The organism is Parablautia muri, assembly GCF_009917485.1.
In the GTDB taxonomy this organism is placed as follows: Bacteria; Bacillota; Clostridia; order Lachnospirales; family Lachnospiraceae; genus Suilimivivens; species Suilimivivens muri.
This window is the reverse complement of sequence record NZ_QZDT01000001.1, coordinates 185264-203395: the sequence shown is the minus strand read 5'-3', so window position 1 is coordinate 203395 and position 18132 is coordinate 185264. Positions and strand designations below refer to the sequence as shown.

Sequence of the window (18132 nt, the reverse complement as noted above, 5' to 3'; positions counted from 1 at the left end):
CATTCCTCTTTATCGATCCGCTATGCTTAACGTTTCAATAGCGACACTACCTCCCCGAACAATTTCAATTCGATTTGCATAGCATTTCTCCAGTAATGCAATCAGATCATTATTACGGTTTTCTGTATGCACACTCTCAATCAGCGCTGTCTCCGGGGAATAATCAATAACCGATACCTGAAACACTTGCGAAATCTTGAATATCTCGTCAATATCCCGGGCCGAGCAGTTATTGATTCTTACAAACATCAGCTCTTTCATATGGATAGCAATATCCGTGTAATCAACTACCTTAATTACCTCAACACAGCGGCCCAGCTGCTTTTTTACCTGTTCAAATGTCCTGTCGTCACTGGTTAAGCTGATTGTCATACGGGAAACCGTTCTGTCCTCGGTTGTCCCCACGGTCAGGCTGGACAGGTTATAGGACTTCCCGGAAAACAGTCCCGATATTCTGGCAAGAACCCCTACATCATTTTCAACAAATAAACAAATCCATCTCTTTTTCATATTCCCTTATCCCCGCTTTCCAGTATCATGTTGTCCAAAGCATTGCCGGGCGGAACAATCGGCATAACATTTTCCTCCGGCTCAATGATAAATTCAATGACAGTAGGTACTTTTAGCGTGTGTTTTGCAGTTTCAAGGGCAGCGGCTATCTCATTTTCTTTTGTTACGCGGATACCGTTTGCCCCGTAGCTTTCCGCCAATTTAAGAAAATCCGGCGTATATTCCGGGCAGCATTCTGTCGGGGTATTGCAGCTGCCGGGGCAGCTTTTCCTGTACCGCATACAGGTGCTGGAATAACGCCTGTCAAAAAACATTTCCTGCCATTGCCGTACATTTCCCAAATAACCGTTGTTAAGTATGCAGATGGTGATTGGAAGTTCATAGCAGATTGCGGTCGCCATTTCCTGAATGTTCATCTGCATGCCGCCGTCCCCGGAAATAACGATAACATCCTTTGACGGATTCCCGATTTTGGCTCCAATAGCAGCCGGAAAGCCATAGCCCATGGTTCCCAAGCCCCCGGAAGTCAGCATCTGTTTCTTTTCGCTTAATTCCAGGAATTGTGTCGCCCATAACTGGTTCTGCCCCACATCTGTGGCAATGATCGCGTTGTCAAACGTATGGTTGATTGCCCTTATCACTTTTTCCGGGGTCAGCCCTTCTGTTTTCATGGAAAGGGGATATTGGCTTTTCCACTGCCTGATCTGCTCCAGCCATTCCTGCGTATCTAATTTCCGCACTTTTTCAAGCAAGGCCAAGAGAGCCGTTTTTGCGTCCGCAACAATGGGAACATCCACCTCTATATTTCTGGAAATCGAAGCGGGGTCTATGTCTATATGGATGATTGCCGCATGGGTGGCAAAGTGTCCGGTTTTTCCTGTTATGCGGTCATTAAACCTTGTCCCGATAGAAAAGAGGACATCACAATGACTAATTGCTGTATTCGCCGCGTAGCTCCCATGGATTCCCAGGTTCCCGATGTACAAGTCATGGGTTGTGGGAATTGCCCCTTTTCCCATTATAGTAGTAATCACAGGAACCCCTGTCATTTCTGCAAGCTTCCGCATTTCTGAATATGCATGGCTGATGCCCACACCGCCGCCAACCAAAAAGACAGGCTTCTTCGCATGGTTCAATATCTCCAAAGCTTTCTTTAACTGTCCTGCATGGACGGAACGTTTCGGCTTATATCCCCTGATTTCGATTTCTTCCGGGTAGTCGTCACTGCCATACTCCCTCTGTATATCCTTCGGTAAATCGACCACAACAACGCCCGGTTTCCCTGTCCGGGCAATGAGAAAGGCTTTCTTGATGACCGCCGCCAGTTCCTCACGTTTGCGGACCGTTACGGCGTATTTGCAGATACTTCTTGTGATACCCACAATATCAACCTCCTGAAAGGCGTCATTGCCAATCAGCCCGGTAGGCACCTGCCCGGTGAAGCATAACAGCGGAACGCTGTCATAATTCGCTGTCGCTATCCCTGTCACTAAATTGGTAGCTCCCGGTCCGCTTGTAACCAGGCAGACCCCGACTTTTCCCGTGGAGCGCGCGTATCCGTCTGCCGCATGGACTAATCCCTGCTCATGCCGCGGCAAAATAACATCAATATCCTGCTCACCGTAAAGGGCATTAAACAGGTCAATTGCCTGTCCGCCCGGGTAGGCAAACAGGGTATCTACCTGCTCCGCCCTGAGAGCTTTCACAAATAATTCCGCACCTGTAACCATTATCATTGCCTCCTTGTATGCGTGTACTTGCTTGCTTTTAGGTATGATAAAATGGCACTGAATATACAGTACCATTTTTACTTCTGTACAATCCCATTTACAAATATCTTCACACTGTTTTTGATAAATTCTTCTCTGCCCACATCCGTAAGGTTCTGGCCAAAAGACGCATTTAAAAAGGTATAACCAAACGTGGAAGAAAAAACAGTCATCGCCAGACTTTCAAAATCATAATGGGGAATTTTCCCCAGCTCCTTCATTTTCCTGAAGTATTCTGTCAGGGAAGAAATAAATGCCTGCGGTACTTTCATGATCATAGAGGCAGTTTCTTCATAAAGCTGCGGCGCTCTTAAGCCAATGGACAGATTTACAAAATCCGGAGTGATTTTATCCATATATGCGTTCATAAACATCTCTAAATCCGGCTCTAACTCCCATTGCACATTTTGAAAAAGCTCCGGCGTAACATGCGCTCTCCATTTTTCCTGAGATACCCCATGGAGTACAATATCTTTTTTATTTTGAAATTTACGGAACAGTGTACACTCGTTTACGCCGGCTAAACGCGCGATATCTTTTGTCGTTGTGGCAACATACCCCTTATCACGAATCAGAGACATGGTTGCATCAATGATTTTTTGGCTTGTTTCGTCCATTCCCCCACCTCTTATAAGCAAGTGCTTGCTATCATTCTATTCTCCTTTTTGTAAAATGTCAATAGAAAAGATAATCTTATGAGGTATGCTCCAAAGCTTTCCTTAAATCCGTTATATATAAACCCTGCTGCCTTTTCAGATATACCCCGATAAACGGTTTCATAAACCATTTTTTTGCTGTAACATTCTCCGTGAAATCAACCATTGTTACGCCGCCTTCGCTGGAGAAAATCCCTGTCCAATGCCCATGCATATTATCATTCTCCATATCAAATTCCCAGCGCCGGCATTCTTCCCTCACTGTAACGGTGAAGGTGGTCTGGCAGCCGGATGTTGTATATTCCACGAACTGCTTATCATCTATAATCTCAACCTTGCTCAGATCGCTGCGCCACGCCGTATCCTCCAGAGAAGTCACAATCTCCCAAACCTTTTGCAGTTCTGCGTGAAAGTCTGCTCTTATATTTGAAACTGCCATCTTAATGATTCCTTTCTTTCAGGTATACCCTTTTCCACTGTCCAACTCTTTTCAGGAAGTCCTTTTCCAGAGAATCCGGATTCAACTCCCCGGTTGAAAACATCTTCCAGTAACAGCTGAGAAGATAACCGTTAATCTCTTCTAACAGCAGCCGCGTATCAATCCCCGGCCGGAACAGGTCCATATCTGCCGGCCCCCGTATATCTTCTGTCCCGTGAAGATAGGCTGTCTTATAATGATTCTGAAGTTCTTCCCTGATTTCCGGGTTTTCCTCAAAAAATGCCCTCAAGATAAACAGGTATATGGTCGGGGCTTCCCTCATAAAGACACAGCCTGCCAGAACCCTCTGGCAGAGGATCTCAAACAAATCCGTGGTCTGCGTATCTCCCTTCCTTACTTTTTCACGGTAAAGCCTGCATGCATGTTCCCAAAGGTACAGATACAGTTCCTTTTTATTCCCGCGGGCAACGAGCCAGGCGGACATGCTGGCATGTCCATTTGGCGACTGCCGCGAGGGTCAAAGCCCTTGTAGCTTGCTACGGGGGCTTTGACTTAAGAAATAATGAAACAGCAGGGATTTGGATACGCCGCCGGCATCCGCAAGCCTGGACATGGACGCATTTTTATAGCTGTTCCTGGAAAACACACCATATGCCGCATTTATGATCTGCTCCTGCCTTTCCTGCGGTAGCGCAAAAAACTTCCCGTTCATCCCGAACCTCCTGATTCCTTTCCCATCCTGGTATTTGCGGAAATCAGACGTCCCCGTCCTTCTGCCTTTACCATGGTTTCCAGTTCCTTCGCCGTATCCTTTCCAATCCACCTCAATACCTTGCTTTCTCCTTCCATCCACTCGTGCGCCAGCAAAAGCGCCTTTTCATTATAATGAAAGTTCTTTTTTCCGATTTCCCTCAAAGCAGTAGAAACCGCCTTTTTCACGTGCTCCCGTCCATCATCCGCATACTGCGTAACCAGCTCCAGATAGCCGTCCACCGTTTCATCCGTCAGCTTTTTGTCATGTATCACGGAGGCTGCAATCAGCACAAACGCCGCCCTTTTTTTATATAACTGCGGTTCCCGTATCCACTTTGTAATAAAAATATCCCTGCTCTTCATCTTCAAAAATAAATTTTTACACAGGTGGTCGCATAAATCCCAGGAAACCACATCAAGGAGCAGCCTTTCCGCCTCAGCATCCGTTGTCGCCTTCGGATTCATCAACAAGACCGCCAGCATCCTTGCCTCGTGGTATTTTGTATTCCACAGTTCAAATGCCAGCTCCTGCGATTTCCCGGCTTTCTTTGCAAGGCCCCTTACTACGGACGTTGCCACACCAATACTGTTTTCGGCCGGTATCCCCATCCGAATCATATTTTCCCTGTATTTCTCAGAAGCCTGTGCCCTAAGCTCTTTCATCATCTCCTGACCATCCATCGGTATCCTCCTTCCGGTTCCATGCTCTTCTTATCGTACAGGAAGCCAGTATTCATAGACTGCGTCTTCCGGGTCTGCATGGAGATACACCTCAATATCCGGTATCTCTGCGTAGGTGTAGCCGGACGTAGGAAGCCACTGGGTAATGACACGCTTTTCCAGTTCCTGAAGGGTACGGTTCGTTCCCTTCCCTTCAAAAACCGCCCATTTGCATGCCGGAATCTGATATTCTTCGTATTCCCCCGGCTTCTGATCGGAACGGACAGCAATCAGATATTTCCAGTCTTCCGTATGATGGATACTGACACCGAGAAGTCCCTCCGGCTTTCCCTCTGCCATGGAGAGTAATCTGGCAAGTGTTCCGTCTGCCAGTGCGGCATCCCATACCGCTGGTATCCTTTCAAAATTCTCTGTCAGTTCTTTCGACAGGGGACAGGACCTTCCCAGTATCCGGAACGCTTCTTTTTCCTCTATCCTGAACTGCAGCGGCGCCCCTCCGTGGATTGCCATGGAAAAAGAAATGGGCGGATATGCCTGAAAGGATACCGGTTCCGTTTTTACAGTGGAGGGCGTGATTCCATGAAAATTCTTAAAAGCCCTGGTAAACGCGGTGGGAGATTCATAACCATACTTCATGGCAATATCCGTTACTTTTCCATTTCCTTTTTGCAGTTCCACGGCGGACAAAGACAGCCTGCGCCGCCGTATGTATTCCCGCAGTGTCATGTCTGTCATATATAAAAACATCTGTTGGAAATAGTAGGAAGGGCAGCCCGCAACCCCGGCTACCTCCTCATAATCCAGTTCCCCGTCCAGGTTCTCTTCTATAAAATCAATCGCCTGGTTCAACCGTTTTATCCAGTCCATCGTGTTCCCCCCTGCTGTTTTAAGTATAGCCTATTATCTCACAAAAAACCTCGCATTTGAACGATATGAATTGATAGCCCGAAAGAACTCACTCCCATTTAAAAAATTTTACCGCTGCGCCTGCGCACAGAATAGTAACAATCCCCATAACCGCTGCCGGTGTCCAGACAGATTCCATATGTATTCCCAGGGAAGCCGCCTTCATAAGCTGTATCCCCTGTGTCAACGGGAAAAGGGCCACGATTTTCTGCATCATCCCCGGCATTACCTCAAAGGGCAGCGTGGCCCCGGAAAAAATCAGCATGGGAAAGTACAGAAGGCAGGCGATCACACTGGCCATTTTTTCATTTTTCGCAATGCCGCCCACCAGCATCCCGATGCTTAAGGTGGAAACCAGGGTAAGGAGCCAGCCTCCAAGGAATGCCGCCGGGCTGCCGGGAAGCCTTACACCCCAGAATACAGCCGCCATCGGAAAAACCAAAGCCATGGAAACCGCAGCATACAGCACATAGATGGTAAATTCCACCCCCAGCAGCATAACCGGGCTGATGGGCGTCACCCGGAACCGTTTGAGGATTTTCCGTTCCCGGTACCCTGCTACCACCAGAGGCAGCCCCATCAGGCCCCCGGCGCAGATGGAGATGGTACAGACCGCGCTCATGGACTGCTCCAGGAACGTATACTCCGCCCCCGGAAAAGCGGGCTTTGTCTGGTAAATAAAACCAAGGATGACCAGTACCACAACCGGCATAATGACGGCAAAAATCACCATGTTCATATTCCGGATATTTAGTTTCAGTTCTGTTTTTAAAAGACTGAAAAATGTTCTCATGCCACAACCCCCTCGTCCGCAAATTTCAAATAGGCATCCTCCAGACGTTCACAGCCACTCTGGGCCTTTGCCTGCTCCACGGTGCCGTAAAACACAGCCTCCCCTTTTCTCAGGATACAGATCTGGTCGCAGAGGGCTTCCACCTCATCCATGAAATGGGAAGTGAGGAAGATGGTCAGCCCTTCGCCCTTCAAATCCTCAAGAATCTTCCACACCGTCCGGCGTGCCCTCGCGTCCAGCCCGGTAGTCAGCTCGTCCAGGAACACAAGCTCCGGGTTCGGTATCAACGCCAGGACAATAAACAGCCGCTGGCGCTCCCCGCCGGAAAGACTTTTCACGGCATGGTTTATCTTATCCCCGATTCCGAAACGTTCACACAGCTTCCGCCAGTCTGCCGGCCTCTCATACAGGCAGGCGGTTTCCCCGCAAAGCTCGGATACCCTGATTTCCGACTGGTAATCCCCTTCCTGAAACTGGACGCCCACTTTCTGAAATACGGTGCGCCGGTCCTTTTTTGCATCCCGCCCCAATACCAGGGCGGTTCCGCCATCCGCCTGTTTCGTTCCCAGGATGCATTCGATAGTGGTACTTTTTCCGGCGCCGTTTGCCCCCAGCAGGCCAAAGACTGTGCCGGCCTTAACCGATAGATTCAGATCTTTCAGCACGGTTCTTCCCTGATAACTTTTGGTAAGCCCCGTTGTTTTGACGGCCTCTTCTGTCTTTTTTATGGTTTCGCTCATCTTATCCTCCTTTTTCAGATAACGGTACGCACCGTTACACCTGCTGTTTTCTGATTGCCCGAAGCTCGATATATCCCCTCTCCCCTCTGGGTTCCAACTGGATACGGGGATTGTCCTCGTCCCACTCGTATCCGATTACAGTCGGGTCATAGTGGTCGATGGCATACTGTATGGCAAGAATCGCCTGGGAATAATCCTCCTCCCGGAAAGGCTCCCCCTGGACTGCCAGATACTCGGCGGCAGGCAGGGAAATGACATCAAATCCCTCCGGGATTTCCCCTTCGTAATCCGCCTCTGCCTCCACGCCCTGTACATAGGTGGAGGTGCCGGGCTTTTTATAGGCATCCGGCAGCCACAGGCAGACCGGCTCCCCACAGAGAGAATCCATGCTTTTTAATATCCCCCAGACCTCGCAGCTCACTTCTTCACAGTACGCAAAATAATCTTCCGCTTTTATTCCCCGTTTGATGATGACTTTTCTCTCCGGTTTCCGGATTACCTGGACAAATACGCTCTGCAGATTCTTCATTTCCATATCCAAAACATCCTCCCTCAGTTCTCTGAATTTTACGCCATATGGGATAAACAGGGCAATGGGCACCGGGTCCTTCAGATATTCCCCCGGCCTGCAGCCGAATTCCCGGTAAAAGGCACGGGTATACCCGTCCACACTGCCAAACCCGCAGTCAAAGGCCGCCTCCGTCACAAGGCACTGTTCCTCCTTCAGCCGCATGGCGGAACGGGAAAGCCGGAGCCTGCGGATATATTCTGCCGGCGTCACCCCCAAAAACTCCTTAAACAGCCGGTAGGAATGCCAGGGGGAAAACAGGGAGACGGCTGACAGCTGTGCCAGTGTGATATCCGCTTCCAGATGGGTTTCGATATAATCCTGCATCCTCTGGACCGCCGCTGTCTGTTCTTTCAAAATAAACCACCTCCTTCTTGGAGTGTAACAGTTCAGAAAAGCCCTGAACTGTTACGGCATCCGGCCATTTAGAATCGCCTTTGGCGATGGGCCGGATGCTCGCAACCACAACGTTTTCATACGGTCAGCGCGGTGAACGCGCAGACCTACCTGAACGATTACTTCTGGAATTACTATCATATAATGATCCCCACTTTTTGTCTCGACTTTTTTTGCTGTTTTCGGGTTTTTTAGGGAAACGCTGATTTAATCAGCATTTCCTTAGATAATCAGCCGTAATGGTCTGTCCATATTCCGCCAGCTCCTGCGGGGTTCCGGTAAAGACTACCTCGCCTCCCATCGTCCCCCCGTCCGGCCCCATGTCAATCACGTAATCCGCCAGCTTTACCACATCCATGTTATGTTCGATCACAACCACCGTGTTCCCCTGCTCCACAAAGCCGTCCAGAAGTTTCATAATTGTCTTCACATCGGAAGCATGGAGCCCGGTGGTGGGTTCATCCAGCACATAGATGTTCCCCTTCTGTCCCAGGTATTTTGCCAGCTTTACCCGCTGCCGCTCGCCCCCTGACAGAGTGGATAAGGGCTGTCCAAGGGAAAGGTAGGGAAGCCCCACCTCCACCATGGCGTGCAGCGCCCTGCAGATTTTCGGACGGCCGGAAAAGAAGCCTTCGGCCTCCTCTGCGCTCATATCCAGAATCTCCACAATATTTTTCCCTTTGTATAAATAGGAAAGCGCCTCGTTGCTGTAACGGCTCCCGCCGCAAGCCTCGCAGGTGGTCGTCACCGGGTCCATGAAGACCAGCTCGGTGGTGACAGCCCCCCGTCCTTTGCAGACCGGGCAGGCGCCTTTGCTGTTAAAGGAAAATAGGGCGGCGCTCACGTTGTTTTCTTTCGCCATCTGTTTTCGGATATCATCGAAAAACCCCAGGAAGGTGGCCGGGGTTGAACGCCCGGTGGCTGTCACCGGGGACTGGTCCACCAGGATGACCTGTTCCGGATACTGTCCGGCAAACACGTCCCGGATCAGGGAGCTTTTCCCGGAGCCTGCCACACCGGTCACCGCAGTCAACACACGCAGGGGGATATCAACGGAAACCTGTTTCAGATTGTGCAGGCTGGCGTGTTTGACAGGCAGGAACCCTTGGGGCTTCCTTGGCTCCGCCTTAAAGGGTATCTCCATCTCCATGGCCTTCCCGGTTAATGTGCCGGAGCCAAGGAGCCCCTGATAGCTGCCCTGATAGAGAACCTCCCCGCCGTTTTTTCCTGCCAGCGGCCCCACATCGATCACTTCATCCGCAATGGAGATTACATCCTTATCATGCTCCACCACCAGGACCGTATTCCCCTTATCCCGGAGGGCACGCAGCAGCCTGGTCATGCGGTGTACATCCCGTGGGTGCATCCCGGTGCTTGGCTCATCGAAAATATAGAGCATGCCCGTGAGGGCGCTCCCCATGTAGCGCACCAGCTTCAGGCGCTGTGCCTCCCCGCCGGACAAGGTAGCCGCTTCCCGGTTCAGGGAAAGGTAAGGGAGGCCGATCTCGATCATGCGGGTCAGGGTCATAACCAGGCTCTCCGCCACCGACCTGCCCCTTGGGTCTGTGACTGTCCCCAGAACCCGTTTCAGTTCTGTCAACTCCATCTCACACATCTCACTGATATCATACCCGGCAATCTTACAGGACAGGGCCGCCCCGTTTAGGCGTTTCCCATGGCAGAGGGGACAGTCGGATTCCCGGACATATTTTGCCAGCCGGCCTGCAGAAGTTTCCCCAAGTTCGGAGCTGTCCCTTTTTAACAGCAGCCGGCTCATCATGTTGTGGATGCCCTCCACCTGCTTCGACACCCGCTTCCCGCCCGGTTCCTCCGAACCGTACAGCAGAAGGTTCCGTTCCCTTTCGGAATAGTCCTGCCATTTTTTATCCAGGTCAAACAGGCCGCTGTCTGTATACTGCTTCCAGTACCAGTTCCCCACACGGAACGTGGGCAGCTCCACCATCCCCTCATTCCAGCTTTTATCTTCCTTTATAAGAGGAAGGACGTCCAGCGTCATCACCTTCCCCAATCCGGAACACTCCGGACACATGCCCCCCGGATTGTTGAAGGAAAAGCAGGAGGGTGTTCCCACATGGGGTTCCCCGATCCGGGAGTAGAGCAGCCGCAGGGCGGAATACATGTCGCTGATGGTCCCCACCGTGGAACGGGCGTTGCCCCCAAGGGGGTTCTGGTCAATGATGACCGAGGGGGAAAGGTTTTCGATTCTTTCCGCCTTTGGTTTCTCATACTTCGGGAGCCTGCCCCGGACATAAGCGCTGTAGGTCTCGTTCATCTGGCGCTGGCTCTCTGCCGCAATGGTGTCAAACACGATGCTGGATTTCCCGGAGCCGGAGACCCCGGTGAATACAACGAGCTTTTGTTTTGGTATCTTTAAGGAAATATTTTTCAGATTGTTCTGGCATAAGCCCTGAATAATGATATGATTCTGATCTGGCATGATGTTCTCCTTTCTGGCCTTTGGCCTGGTCTTAGTAGTATAACAGCATGCCGGAAAATGTACTCGACTTTTTTTGCCCTTTTCAGAACAGACAAACTTCATTCCCACTTCTTTATTTTCGAGTCCTCCGTCAAATCTTTAACAGCGTATAGTAACAATAAGAACCTCTGGATTTTTCCAAAGGTTCCTATTGCATTATGATACCAATATTTTTTTGTTAATTGAAATCAGCTCGGATAACTCGTCCAATTCAATAAATGTTACTTTCTTTCCAGACAACCTTGCCAAGTGTCTCAAAGTTCCTTTAAATCCTGCATCAATATATTGCGGAATGACTACTGCTATTATTTGACAACGAGCATCTATCATTCCCTGCTCCACAAACTGACGAATTATCTCCTGCCCTTCTCCTGATGTTGATAATAGTGGTTTTCTTATTTTTTCATCATCATTAACAGATTTTCTAGGTCGGTTTTCACTATTCTTTTTTATGATACCCTTTAAATCATATGCTTTATTTCCAATTTTCACTTCCGCAGCAACATCCCCATACTCCATGCCTTTGTGAGGTTGTGGACGATAGCCTGGTAAAATGGTATAAAAAACTTTAGGTAAACATGCCATTCCATCATTTTCAGTACATTTTTCAATTTTTGCATATGAACAGGTTCCAGAACCACATTTCTCATTCATATTTACCGCATAAGCTTTCACTCTATGTGTAAGGGCCACTGAATCATGTTTAAAGCATTCTATTGCTGCAAATGGAATTTCAACTTCTGTTTGCAAATTCTCTGTTCCATTAACAATATATCCCATATCGCCTACAATGCAGATATTATATTCTAAAGAATAGTCTTTAAATATTTTCTGAATATTTTTATTGATCATACTTACCAATATAGATCTTGGAACATACCAATTTACAATCTCACAAGTATCATGACCATCCGCACATTTAATTTTTAAGGGTGTCCCACACTCACATTCTTTTATTATCCCCCTTCCCATCTTCAACTCTGTTCCACATTCAGTGCAATATGGAGTCTCATAAGAATCACAAGTTTTGCAATATATTCTCGGAAACTTGATAAACCATTTACTATTATCCAATACCGATAATTTATCTACCGGAATCTGGAACTCATACTCGTCTCTATCAAGAGAAGCTATAATTTGTGTCAAATACCAATTCAGTTGCGTAATTTCAATTCCGCTTGCCCCTGTCCATTTTATTTCCTGACCTACTTCTTTAAAAATTTCTTCAGCTGGCTTCCCTTTTAATTTTTCAATTTCCTCCAAAATAATTTTAATCGAATTTTCAGACCACTCAAACAGGACAGAAGCTGGCAAATGTTTATAAATTCCAATACTGCCGTTTCTAACATTATATTTAATCGTAGCATCAATATTCTCGGTAATTGCCGAGATAAAACTCCCAGATGTATCAATTCTCTCAGAACGAATTCTGCTAATCTCTTCTTCTTGATCAGGCGTAATTCCCCCAGCTCTTGACACAATTGTTTTCTCTCCACCTTTTCCCTGCAACACAATTCTGCTTATGGCCTTAGAATTTGTGCATTTGTCAATTGCTGATTTTGGGGGCTTTATTTGTGTTACCGGGTTTTTAAATAAATCAGCAATGTATTTTGTCATAAAAGCCGTCATTTTCTCATGTTTACTAATGCAGGCAAGATATGTTGATGCCTTTCCAATCCATAAGCATCCTCTATGTTGTTCCCATACACTGGCATTTTGCCCATCCTCATTAACATAAGTATATTCTTTGCTATAAACATATAAAACTTCTGTACGGTCCTCATATTCTTTTACAGATAAAATTTTTAATTTTCTATATCCAGAAACAGAAAGATATTCCTCCTCCACATTTTCCAGGGAATTAACAATACCATAATCTGAATCTTTCAACGATGATTGAAATGTCCATAACGTAAACGTTACTCGGTCACCATAAATATAATCATTTACATATTGCTCTATTTCCTCATCCGAAAGGATCCCATAAGATAATATCTTATCTATTATTGTATTCTTTTCCTTTCCGTTAACTTCTTTTTCTTCTATTCCCTTTTTTACTGCAATATCATGTAAAGCATACCAAGGCAAAGTTCGTAGTTTTTTGTTTTTTACTGATGTATCCAAATACTCTCCCCCTTTAATTGCAAGCTTCCTTAAATCTCTGTGCAACATGCTCCGGCAAATACTTAACCAGTTCTTCCACCAACTCATACACCTTCGTTCCCGGCGCAATTTCTGCTGGTGTCTTACTTTTACCATCGTTTATGATACGTCTGGCATATCGAATTGCCAGCTTTGGATTCCCTTTTTCCGTCAAAATATCAAAAATATCTTTCATATTTTTCTGATATTTTCCAATCCCCAATTCCCTGAATTGATCATTCAGAAATGCTATGTATTCCCCCCGGTGATTATTCGCTGTATAATATGCAAAATGCAAAAGAAACCAGAACTCAATACATTCATTACTCCATGCTGTATGATATTGAAGTTGAGAACTTTCTTTATTTAAGTTCTCTGCCCGATTGACAACACCATTAAAATCATCTGCCGGAAAGCTGTCTTTATCATAAACGCACCAAATCTGGCCCTTTTGGATTTTGTTCTTCTTTACATATCTTTCCGCCATTCCGATTACTCGCATCGTTTCTGCCTGACAGGGTTCTATTTCAATTAGAACCATATCCTTATAAATCGGATTATCTTCAATCAGCTTTTTGAATCCCATAAAATACAGAGGTTCTGTCTGCTGCCCCTCGCAGAAGATATAGTATCTGTACTGCTTCATTTCCAGGTACTCCTGACGGCGCTTCTTTTTCCACTTCTCCATTCCGGCTTTTTTAGGCATTGACCTTCCCCCAATCTATAATTCTTTTGAGATACGGATCAGCGCCATATTTTCCTTCCAGATATTGCTTATCGAATTTGGCATCCTTACGAACAGATTCGCCTTTTTCGTTCTTAAATTCCACCAATGAATACAATTTAGAGTTTTGAGCATTCCCTTTTGCCACGAACCAGATTTCATCCCTTCGAAACACTTCATTGTTCATTGTAGACAGATCATGGGATGTGAAGATTAATTGTGCTTTCTTTTTATTAATACTCATATCATTAAACATCATAATAATATGACGCAGCAAAACAGGATGTATCTTTGCATCCAGTTCATCAATAACCAAAACGGTTCCCGTAAGTAAACATCCGGCAATAAATGGCATTAAACCAAATAATTTCCTTGTCCCGCTGGATTCTTCCAGTAAGTTTAACTCCGTCTCATAGCCATCCACCAAATGCTTTGTATACACATCGATTCTGTCATTTTCATCCTCAACTACACGGAAATCCACGATATCCAGATCCATTTCCTGTATCATGTCAAGCATAAGCTGCTTCACATCCTCTGAATTTGATACTGCCATACGAAGTTCTTCAATCGGATTACCATAGTTTAAAAAATCAATTCCGTATTCAAACCAATCCAGAACATCTTTTACTACCTCATTTTTTTTATAAGTGATCCCAAGATAAGACAGCAACGGTAATGTCGCGGACAAGTCCTCACTGGCTTTCAGTTTGGAAAATACACCTTTTAAAGAAATTTCTTCCGTATCCCGTTCGAAAAGCGCTGAACGTCGTCCCGTGTCCAATTTTACACGGTCCAAACTTTCATAATTTACAACATCCTTCATGATATGGAGTTTATACCGATACTCCGCAATTTCTGTACGGAAAAAAATTTCAAACTCTGTTGGCTGGCTTTTCGTTTTTTTTGAGAATGCAAAAGGTTCGATAAGCAGCCTTTTCTGAAGAAATATACGTTCCTCCTTATCACCAGTTGCATATAATGGACGAAGTACTTTTGAAGCCAAAGTATGCATTGCCTCCAATACGTTTGACTTTCCACCTCCATTTGGCCCATATATTGCAGAAATCGGCAAAAACAATTCTCCATCTTTATCACGAATTATATTATTTTCATGTTCAGAAATAGCAGCTGCCTGCATATCAAAGGTCATTTCATCCCGAATGCTTTTATAATTTTTCACTGTAAATTGGCACAGCATCTCTTTTTCCCTCCAGTTTATGTGTCTTTCAATATCTATTATACTCATTTTTAAAATTTTGTAAACAATATATGAGATATTTTCTCATATTTATTGTTGAAATTATTCATCAAAACAGGACATCCAACATATATCCTATGTCGAATGTCCCTCAATTAAGGACTTTCCATTTTCTGTTACATCCCTTCTCCATGCTGTTTTTAACAGCATTTACTCCCCCTCTATTCCCGCCATCCTCCCATGCCCCACCAGAAACTCAGCGCTCAGTGTTTCCACCACAAGCCTGTACGTTCCCGGTTCCAGCGTACCGTAAATATTCAGATTATAGGTCTCGCTGGCGCTCTCCCCGTTCGGAAGGATATGGGCGATATCCTGGAATCCCACGTTATCCGCCCTTACCGGTACCGTATACCACTGACCGTCTATCTGCTTCTGGATAGAAAAGTATTCCCCGTAGGAAAATTCCTCCCCGCTGTTATTGGTAATCCGTACCGTAATCTCGCTTGTCCCTATGTCCTCCACCGTCAAAGTCAGACCCTCCGGGACTTCTGCCGTCTGCTCATCCGCTTTCAGAAGGAAGATCGTATGGTATGCCGATAAACGCCCCGCATTGGGAAAATTCAGGGCATTCCAGGTATCCTCATCCTTGCCTTCCATCTGTTCCCATAAACCAGACAAATCCGTATCCCCATAATAAACCGCCCCGTCATTCTTAAGCCAGACACCGCCGGAGGCCGTCACGGAAATGTCAAAGCCATCCTGACTGCTGACCCAGAACCCGTAAAAGGGAGGCTCCATCTGGGAGAGGGCATCTTCCTCTGCCGCCTGGAGGGGGATACCATTAATTTTTTTAATCACTTCCTTCTCCGCACCGCTGTCATACAGCGTCCTGACCGCAACCGTTTCCCCGTCAAAATAATACATCTGGAAAGCGCTTGTGTCCGGGCTTGCCCCGGCAAGGATATTTCCACCTTTGTCATTTCTTCTGCCATTTCGTATTCCATACAAAACCGCCGCCAGAATAAGCAGAGAGAGTATCAAAACTGTTATATATTTCTTCCTCCAAAGTACTTTTTCTGTTTTCACCAATGTTTTCCTTTCTGATGGTTTCTTTTATTATTACTCTATTGACCGATTCTGGGAAGCCCTGAAATAAGCAACACTACCCCGCTTTTCCTTCCAGCCCTTCTACAATCCCCTCCACCAGCTCCTGGGCCAGCTTTCCCTGGTATTCCCCTGATATCAGTTGATTCCTCTCATTATAATTGGAAAGGTATCCTGTTTCCACCAATACGGCAGGAACCGTTGTATTTTTCAAAATATAGTAGCCGGAAGGCTTTGCATTCCTCGAAACAATCTCCCCACTCTTTTCTATGGTATCCAAAATCCTTTCGGCATAATATTTCCCGTCCTCCGCCCCTTTGCAGTAATAGCATTCCAGGCCGTAGATCGAACTGTCTTTCTCATAATAGTTGCAGTGGATACTGACAAAAAGATCCGCTTTTTCTCCGTTTGCAACCCGTACCCTTTCCTCCAACTTTATAAATATATCCTGCTCCCTTGTAAGGACCACACAGATGCCCTGGTTCTCCAACAGCTCTCTCATTTTCAACACAACAGCCAGGTTGATTTCCTTTTCCGTGGCCGTCTGCTCCACGGTTCCTCCGTCCTCCCCGCCGTGTCCGGCATCCAGGACTACCGTATATTTTTCCTGCTCTGGAAATTCCGTGTCTGGTTTATTTTCTTCCACGCCGGGTACGGCTTCCCGAACGGAATCTGCCTTAAGAGCAGAATCCTTATGATCTTTGCGAAAAAAATCCCGGATATACAGACAGCCGCAGACCATCAGAAGAAGCATGACTGCCAGGACAGCCGCCACGATTCCCCGGACTGTATAGGCTATAATCCTCCGCCGTAGTCTGGCAATCCTCTTTTCTCTTTTTCTCCGGCTCTCTGCCTTCCAGACCGGCTGTCTTCTCCTTTGCTCCATATCCGCTCCTGCATCTGTCTCTTTCTGGGATTTACAAAAAACAGCCAATTAAGCATGTCAAAGCCTCTGTTTCACGGACCCTGACATGCTCACCTGGCATAATTATGGTATGATTCCATATATTCCGGCAGCGGAAAAATACTGTCTACTGCTGTGCCGCTGGAACATAATGGAGTTTATTGCTATCCAAAAACAGTATCCTGCCGTCTGCCAGTGCTGCCATCGGATAAAAACCTTCCGTGCTGAAAGGCAGTTTACCTGCGGGAACATTCCATTTGATATTGGCGCTCCCCAGGTCATATCCAAGGATTCCTTCTCCGCCGAAAATCACAAGGTCACAATCCCTCCCCGGGCATACATTTGAATAGAAACTGCCATCACTGCGGAGCATAAAAGAAGTGGCATCCCCTATATGGCCGTCTCGTCCGTCCAGTTCAACGATCACGGAAGTGCCATCATCTGCAACACTGTCGCGAAGCACGGCGTATACCTTTCCATCTCTGCCCCTCCCCATAGCGGTACGGAGACTATAAACCTTGTAATCATAACTGATTTTATTCAGGAAATTTCCTTCCGCATTAAAAGCCAGCACTGCTGTTCCATCGACCTGGGTGGACAGGTAGATATCCCCGTTCCCTGCCACTGCGATCATACGGGGGGAGAAGACCTCCTTCTTTACATATTCGGAAATGTCCAGTTTTGCCGTCACCTCACCGGACGGGCTGACCCTCCATACTTCACAGTGTTCTGTAGGGCAGACAACCTCATCATCCCTCATCGTTTCCTCAATATCCTTATCCTCCGCCACCACATACAGGTTCCCCTGCTCATCCGTGGTCATGACGGAAAAAGTCATCCCATCCGGCGCCGTCACCTGCAGGGCCTCCCCGTCAGCCTCCCCTGGCTTCATCTTCAGGATTCCGGAGCCCCCGTCCTGATCCCTGCTCAATAAATAAATGGCATCCGAAGACGCCGTAAGCCAGTCTACAGGCACACTCCCCTTATAATCTATGGTCTGCGCTTCTGTAGATAACGGCGGCAGTACGGAACTCTGGCCGCTTTCCTGCGGGGTAATGCCAGAATCCCCACCGGAACCGGAATCTGCGGAATCCTCCAGCAAGCCCGTCTGCTGTACATCCGCCGCCATAACGTCTGCATTCGATTCCGTGCTGCCGCAGCCAGTTAGACACAAAGCCCCTGCCAATAACAGCGTACCCAAAAGCCTGTATTTTCCTGTTCTCATATTTTCTCTTTTCCTCCATGTATACGGGCTGATTCCGTTTCGCTCTTACAGGGCATCATGACCTGTTCAATCCTGATGCCCTGTACCTGCCTGCTTTCAGACAGTATCAATCCTGTATTTTCTT

Annotated in this window: 18 protein-coding genes; all 18 read right to left on the bottom strand. The window is 46.9% G+C overall.

Annotated elements, in window-relative coordinates:
* Positions 1-9 precede the first annotated feature (9 nt).
* The 18 genes from ilvN to D5281_RS00915 all read right to left on the bottom strand — a co-directional run bounded on the left by ilvN (position 10) and on the right by D5281_RS00915 (position 18008).
* On the bottom strand, positions 10-510 hold the full coding sequence (gene ilvN / locus D5281_RS01000; RefSeq protein ID WP_160558277.1) for an acetolactate synthase small subunit: 501 nt from the start codon (positions 508-510) through the stop codon (positions 10-12).
* On the bottom strand, positions 507-2240 hold the full coding sequence (gene ilvB / locus D5281_RS00995; RefSeq protein ID WP_160558276.1) for a biosynthetic-type acetolactate synthase large subunit: 1734 nt from the start codon (positions 2238-2240) through the stop codon (positions 507-509). The genes ilvN and ilvB overlap by 4 nt, the downstream gene beginning before the upstream one ends.
* 77 nt (positions 2241-2317) lie before the next feature.
* Positions 2318-2896 (bottom strand): TetR/AcrR family transcriptional regulator, encoded by a 579-nt coding sequence (locus tag D5281_RS00990; RefSeq protein WP_160558275.1) that lies wholly within the window; start codon positions 2894-2896, stop codon positions 2318-2320.
* A gap of 76 nt (positions 2897-2972) precedes the next feature.
* Complete coding sequence (locus D5281_RS00985) at positions 2973-3374, bottom strand: SRPBCC family protein (RefSeq protein WP_160558274.1); 402 nt, start codon at positions 3372-3374, stop codon at positions 2973-2975.
* A 1-nt stretch (position 3375) separates the two neighbouring features.
* Positions 3376-3858 (bottom strand): hypothetical protein, encoded by a 483-nt coding sequence (locus D5281_RS00980; protein ID WP_160558273.1) that lies wholly within the window; start codon positions 3856-3858, stop codon positions 3376-3378.
* Between the two features lie 33 nt (positions 3859-3891).
* Positions 3892-4086 carry a TetR/AcrR family transcriptional regulator gene (locus tag D5281_RS00975; RefSeq protein ID WP_160558272.1) on the bottom strand — a complete coding sequence of 65 codons (195 nt, stop codon included), beginning with the start codon at positions 4084-4086 and terminating at the stop codon, positions 3892-3894.
* Positions 4083-4808, bottom strand: a complete 726-nt coding sequence (locus D5281_RS00970) for a DNA alkylation repair protein (protein WP_160558271.1) — start codon at positions 4806-4808, stop codon at positions 4083-4085. Before D5281_RS00970 ends, D5281_RS00975 begins: the two co-directional genes overlap by 4 nt.
* 30 nt (positions 4809-4838) lie before the next feature.
* Positions 4839-5675: an AraC family transcriptional regulator gene (locus D5281_RS00965; protein ID WP_160558270.1), complete on the bottom strand. Its 837-nt coding sequence runs from the start codon at positions 5673-5675 to the stop codon at positions 4839-4841.
* A gap of 88 nt (positions 5676-5763) precedes the next feature.
* Complete coding sequence (locus tag D5281_RS00960) at positions 5764-6507, bottom strand: ABC transporter permease (protein WP_160558269.1); 744 nt, start codon at positions 6505-6507, stop codon at positions 5764-5766.
* Positions 6504-7247, bottom strand: coding sequence for an ABC transporter ATP-binding protein (locus D5281_RS00955; protein ID WP_160558268.1), 744 nt, complete (start codon positions 7245-7247; stop codon positions 6504-6506). Before D5281_RS00955 ends, D5281_RS00960 begins: the two co-directional genes overlap by 4 nt.
* A 34-nt stretch (positions 7248-7281) precedes the next feature.
* Positions 7282-8172 carry a helix-turn-helix transcriptional regulator gene (locus D5281_RS00950; RefSeq protein ID WP_277935098.1) on the bottom strand — a complete coding sequence of 297 codons (891 nt, stop codon included), beginning with the start codon at positions 8170-8172 and terminating at the stop codon, positions 7282-7284.
* A 250-nt stretch (positions 8173-8422) separates the two neighbouring features.
* Positions 8423-10669 carry an ATP-binding cassette domain-containing protein gene (locus tag D5281_RS00945; protein WP_160558267.1) on the bottom strand — a complete coding sequence of 749 codons (2247 nt, stop codon included), beginning with the start codon at positions 10667-10669 and terminating at the stop codon, positions 8423-8425.
* A gap of 195 nt (positions 10670-10864) precedes the next feature.
* Positions 10865-12832: a hypothetical protein gene (locus D5281_RS00940; RefSeq protein ID WP_160558266.1), complete on the bottom strand. Its 1968-nt coding sequence runs from the start codon at positions 12830-12832 to the stop codon at positions 10865-10867.
* Positions 12833-12845: 13 nt separating this feature from the next.
* The gene (locus tag D5281_RS00935) at positions 12846-13556 is read right to left on the bottom strand and encodes an RloB family protein (RefSeq protein ID WP_160558265.1); all 711 of its coding nucleotides are present in this window, start codon (positions 13554-13556) and stop codon (positions 12846-12848) included.
* Positions 13549-14775 carry an AAA family ATPase gene (locus D5281_RS00930; RefSeq protein WP_120472055.1) on the bottom strand — a complete coding sequence of 409 codons (1227 nt, stop codon included), beginning with the start codon at positions 14773-14775 and terminating at the stop codon, positions 13549-13551. Before D5281_RS00930 ends, D5281_RS00935 begins: the two co-directional genes overlap by 8 nt.
* Positions 14776-14985: 210 nt before the next feature.
* A complete protein-coding gene (locus tag D5281_RS00925; protein WP_330584734.1) occupies positions 14986-15861 on the bottom strand; it encodes an immunoglobulin-like domain-containing protein in 876 nt (291 codons plus the stop codon).
* A 76-nt stretch (positions 15862-15937) separates the two neighbouring features.
* Positions 15938-16765 (bottom strand): N-acetylmuramoyl-L-alanine amidase family protein, encoded by an 828-nt coding sequence (locus tag D5281_RS00920; RefSeq protein WP_160558263.1) that lies wholly within the window; start codon positions 16763-16765, stop codon positions 15938-15940.
* A gap of 145 nt (positions 16766-16910) precedes the next feature.
* Positions 16911-18008, bottom strand: a complete 1098-nt coding sequence (locus D5281_RS00915) for a hypothetical protein (protein ID WP_160558262.1) — start codon at positions 18006-18008, stop codon at positions 16911-16913.
* Between the last annotated feature and the right edge of the window lie 124 nt (positions 18009-18132).

What these genes read in the sequence shown, in the direction of transcription:
- D5281_RS00960 (WP_160558269.1), bottom strand. Translation starts at nt 6,507, where the DNA reads ATGAGAACATTTTTCAGTCTTTTAAAAACAGAACTGAAACTAAATATC.
- D5281_RS00935 (WP_160558265.1), bottom strand. Translation starts at nt 13,556, where the DNA reads ATGCCTAAAAAAGCCGGAATGGAGAAGTGGAAAAAGAAGCGCCGTCAG.
- ilvN (WP_160558277.1), bottom strand. Translation starts at nt 510, where the DNA reads ATGAAAAAGAGATGGATTTGTTTATTTGTTGAAAATGATGTAGGGGTT.
- D5281_RS00915 (WP_160558262.1), bottom strand. Translation starts at nt 18,008, where the DNA reads ATGAGAACAGGAAAATACAGGCTTTTGGGTACGCTGTTATTGGCAGGG.
- D5281_RS00920 (WP_160558263.1), bottom strand. Translation starts at nt 16,765, where the DNA reads ATGGAGCAAAGGAGAAGACAGCCGGTCTGGAAGGCAGAGAGCCGGAGA.
- D5281_RS00955 (WP_160558268.1), bottom strand. Translation starts at nt 7,247, where the DNA reads ATGAGCGAAACCATAAAAAAGACAGAAGAGGCCGTCAAAACAACGGGG.
- D5281_RS00945 (WP_160558267.1), bottom strand. Translation starts at nt 10,669, where the DNA reads ATGCCAGATCAGAATCATATCATTATTCAGGGCTTATGCCAGAACAAT.
- D5281_RS00985 (WP_160558274.1), bottom strand. Translation starts at nt 3,374, where the DNA reads ATGGCAGTTTCAAATATAAGAGCAGACTTTCACGCAGAACTGCAAAAG.
- D5281_RS00930 (WP_120472055.1), bottom strand. Translation starts at nt 14,775, where the DNA reads ATGCTGTGCCAATTTACAGTGAAAAATTATAAAAGCATTCGGGATGAA.
- D5281_RS00980 (WP_160558273.1), bottom strand. Translation starts at nt 3,858, where the DNA reads ATGTCCGCCTGGCTCGTTGCCCGCGGGAATAAAAAGGAACTGTATCTG.
- ilvB (WP_160558276.1), bottom strand. Translation starts at nt 2,240, where the DNA reads ATGGTTACAGGTGCGGAATTATTTGTGAAAGCTCTCAGGGCGGAGCAG.
- D5281_RS00990 (WP_160558275.1), bottom strand. Translation starts at nt 2,896, where the DNA reads ATGGACGAAACAAGCCAAAAAATCATTGATGCAACCATGTCTCTGATT.
- D5281_RS00970 (WP_160558271.1), bottom strand. Translation starts at nt 4,808, where the DNA reads ATGGATGGTCAGGAGATGATGAAAGAGCTTAGGGCACAGGCTTCTGAG.
- D5281_RS00975 (WP_160558272.1), bottom strand. Translation starts at nt 4,086, where the DNA reads ATGAACGGGAAGTTTTTTGCGCTACCGCAGGAAAGGCAGGAGCAGATC.
- D5281_RS00965 (WP_160558270.1), bottom strand. Translation starts at nt 5,675, where the DNA reads ATGGACTGGATAAAACGGTTGAACCAGGCGATTGATTTTATAGAAGAG.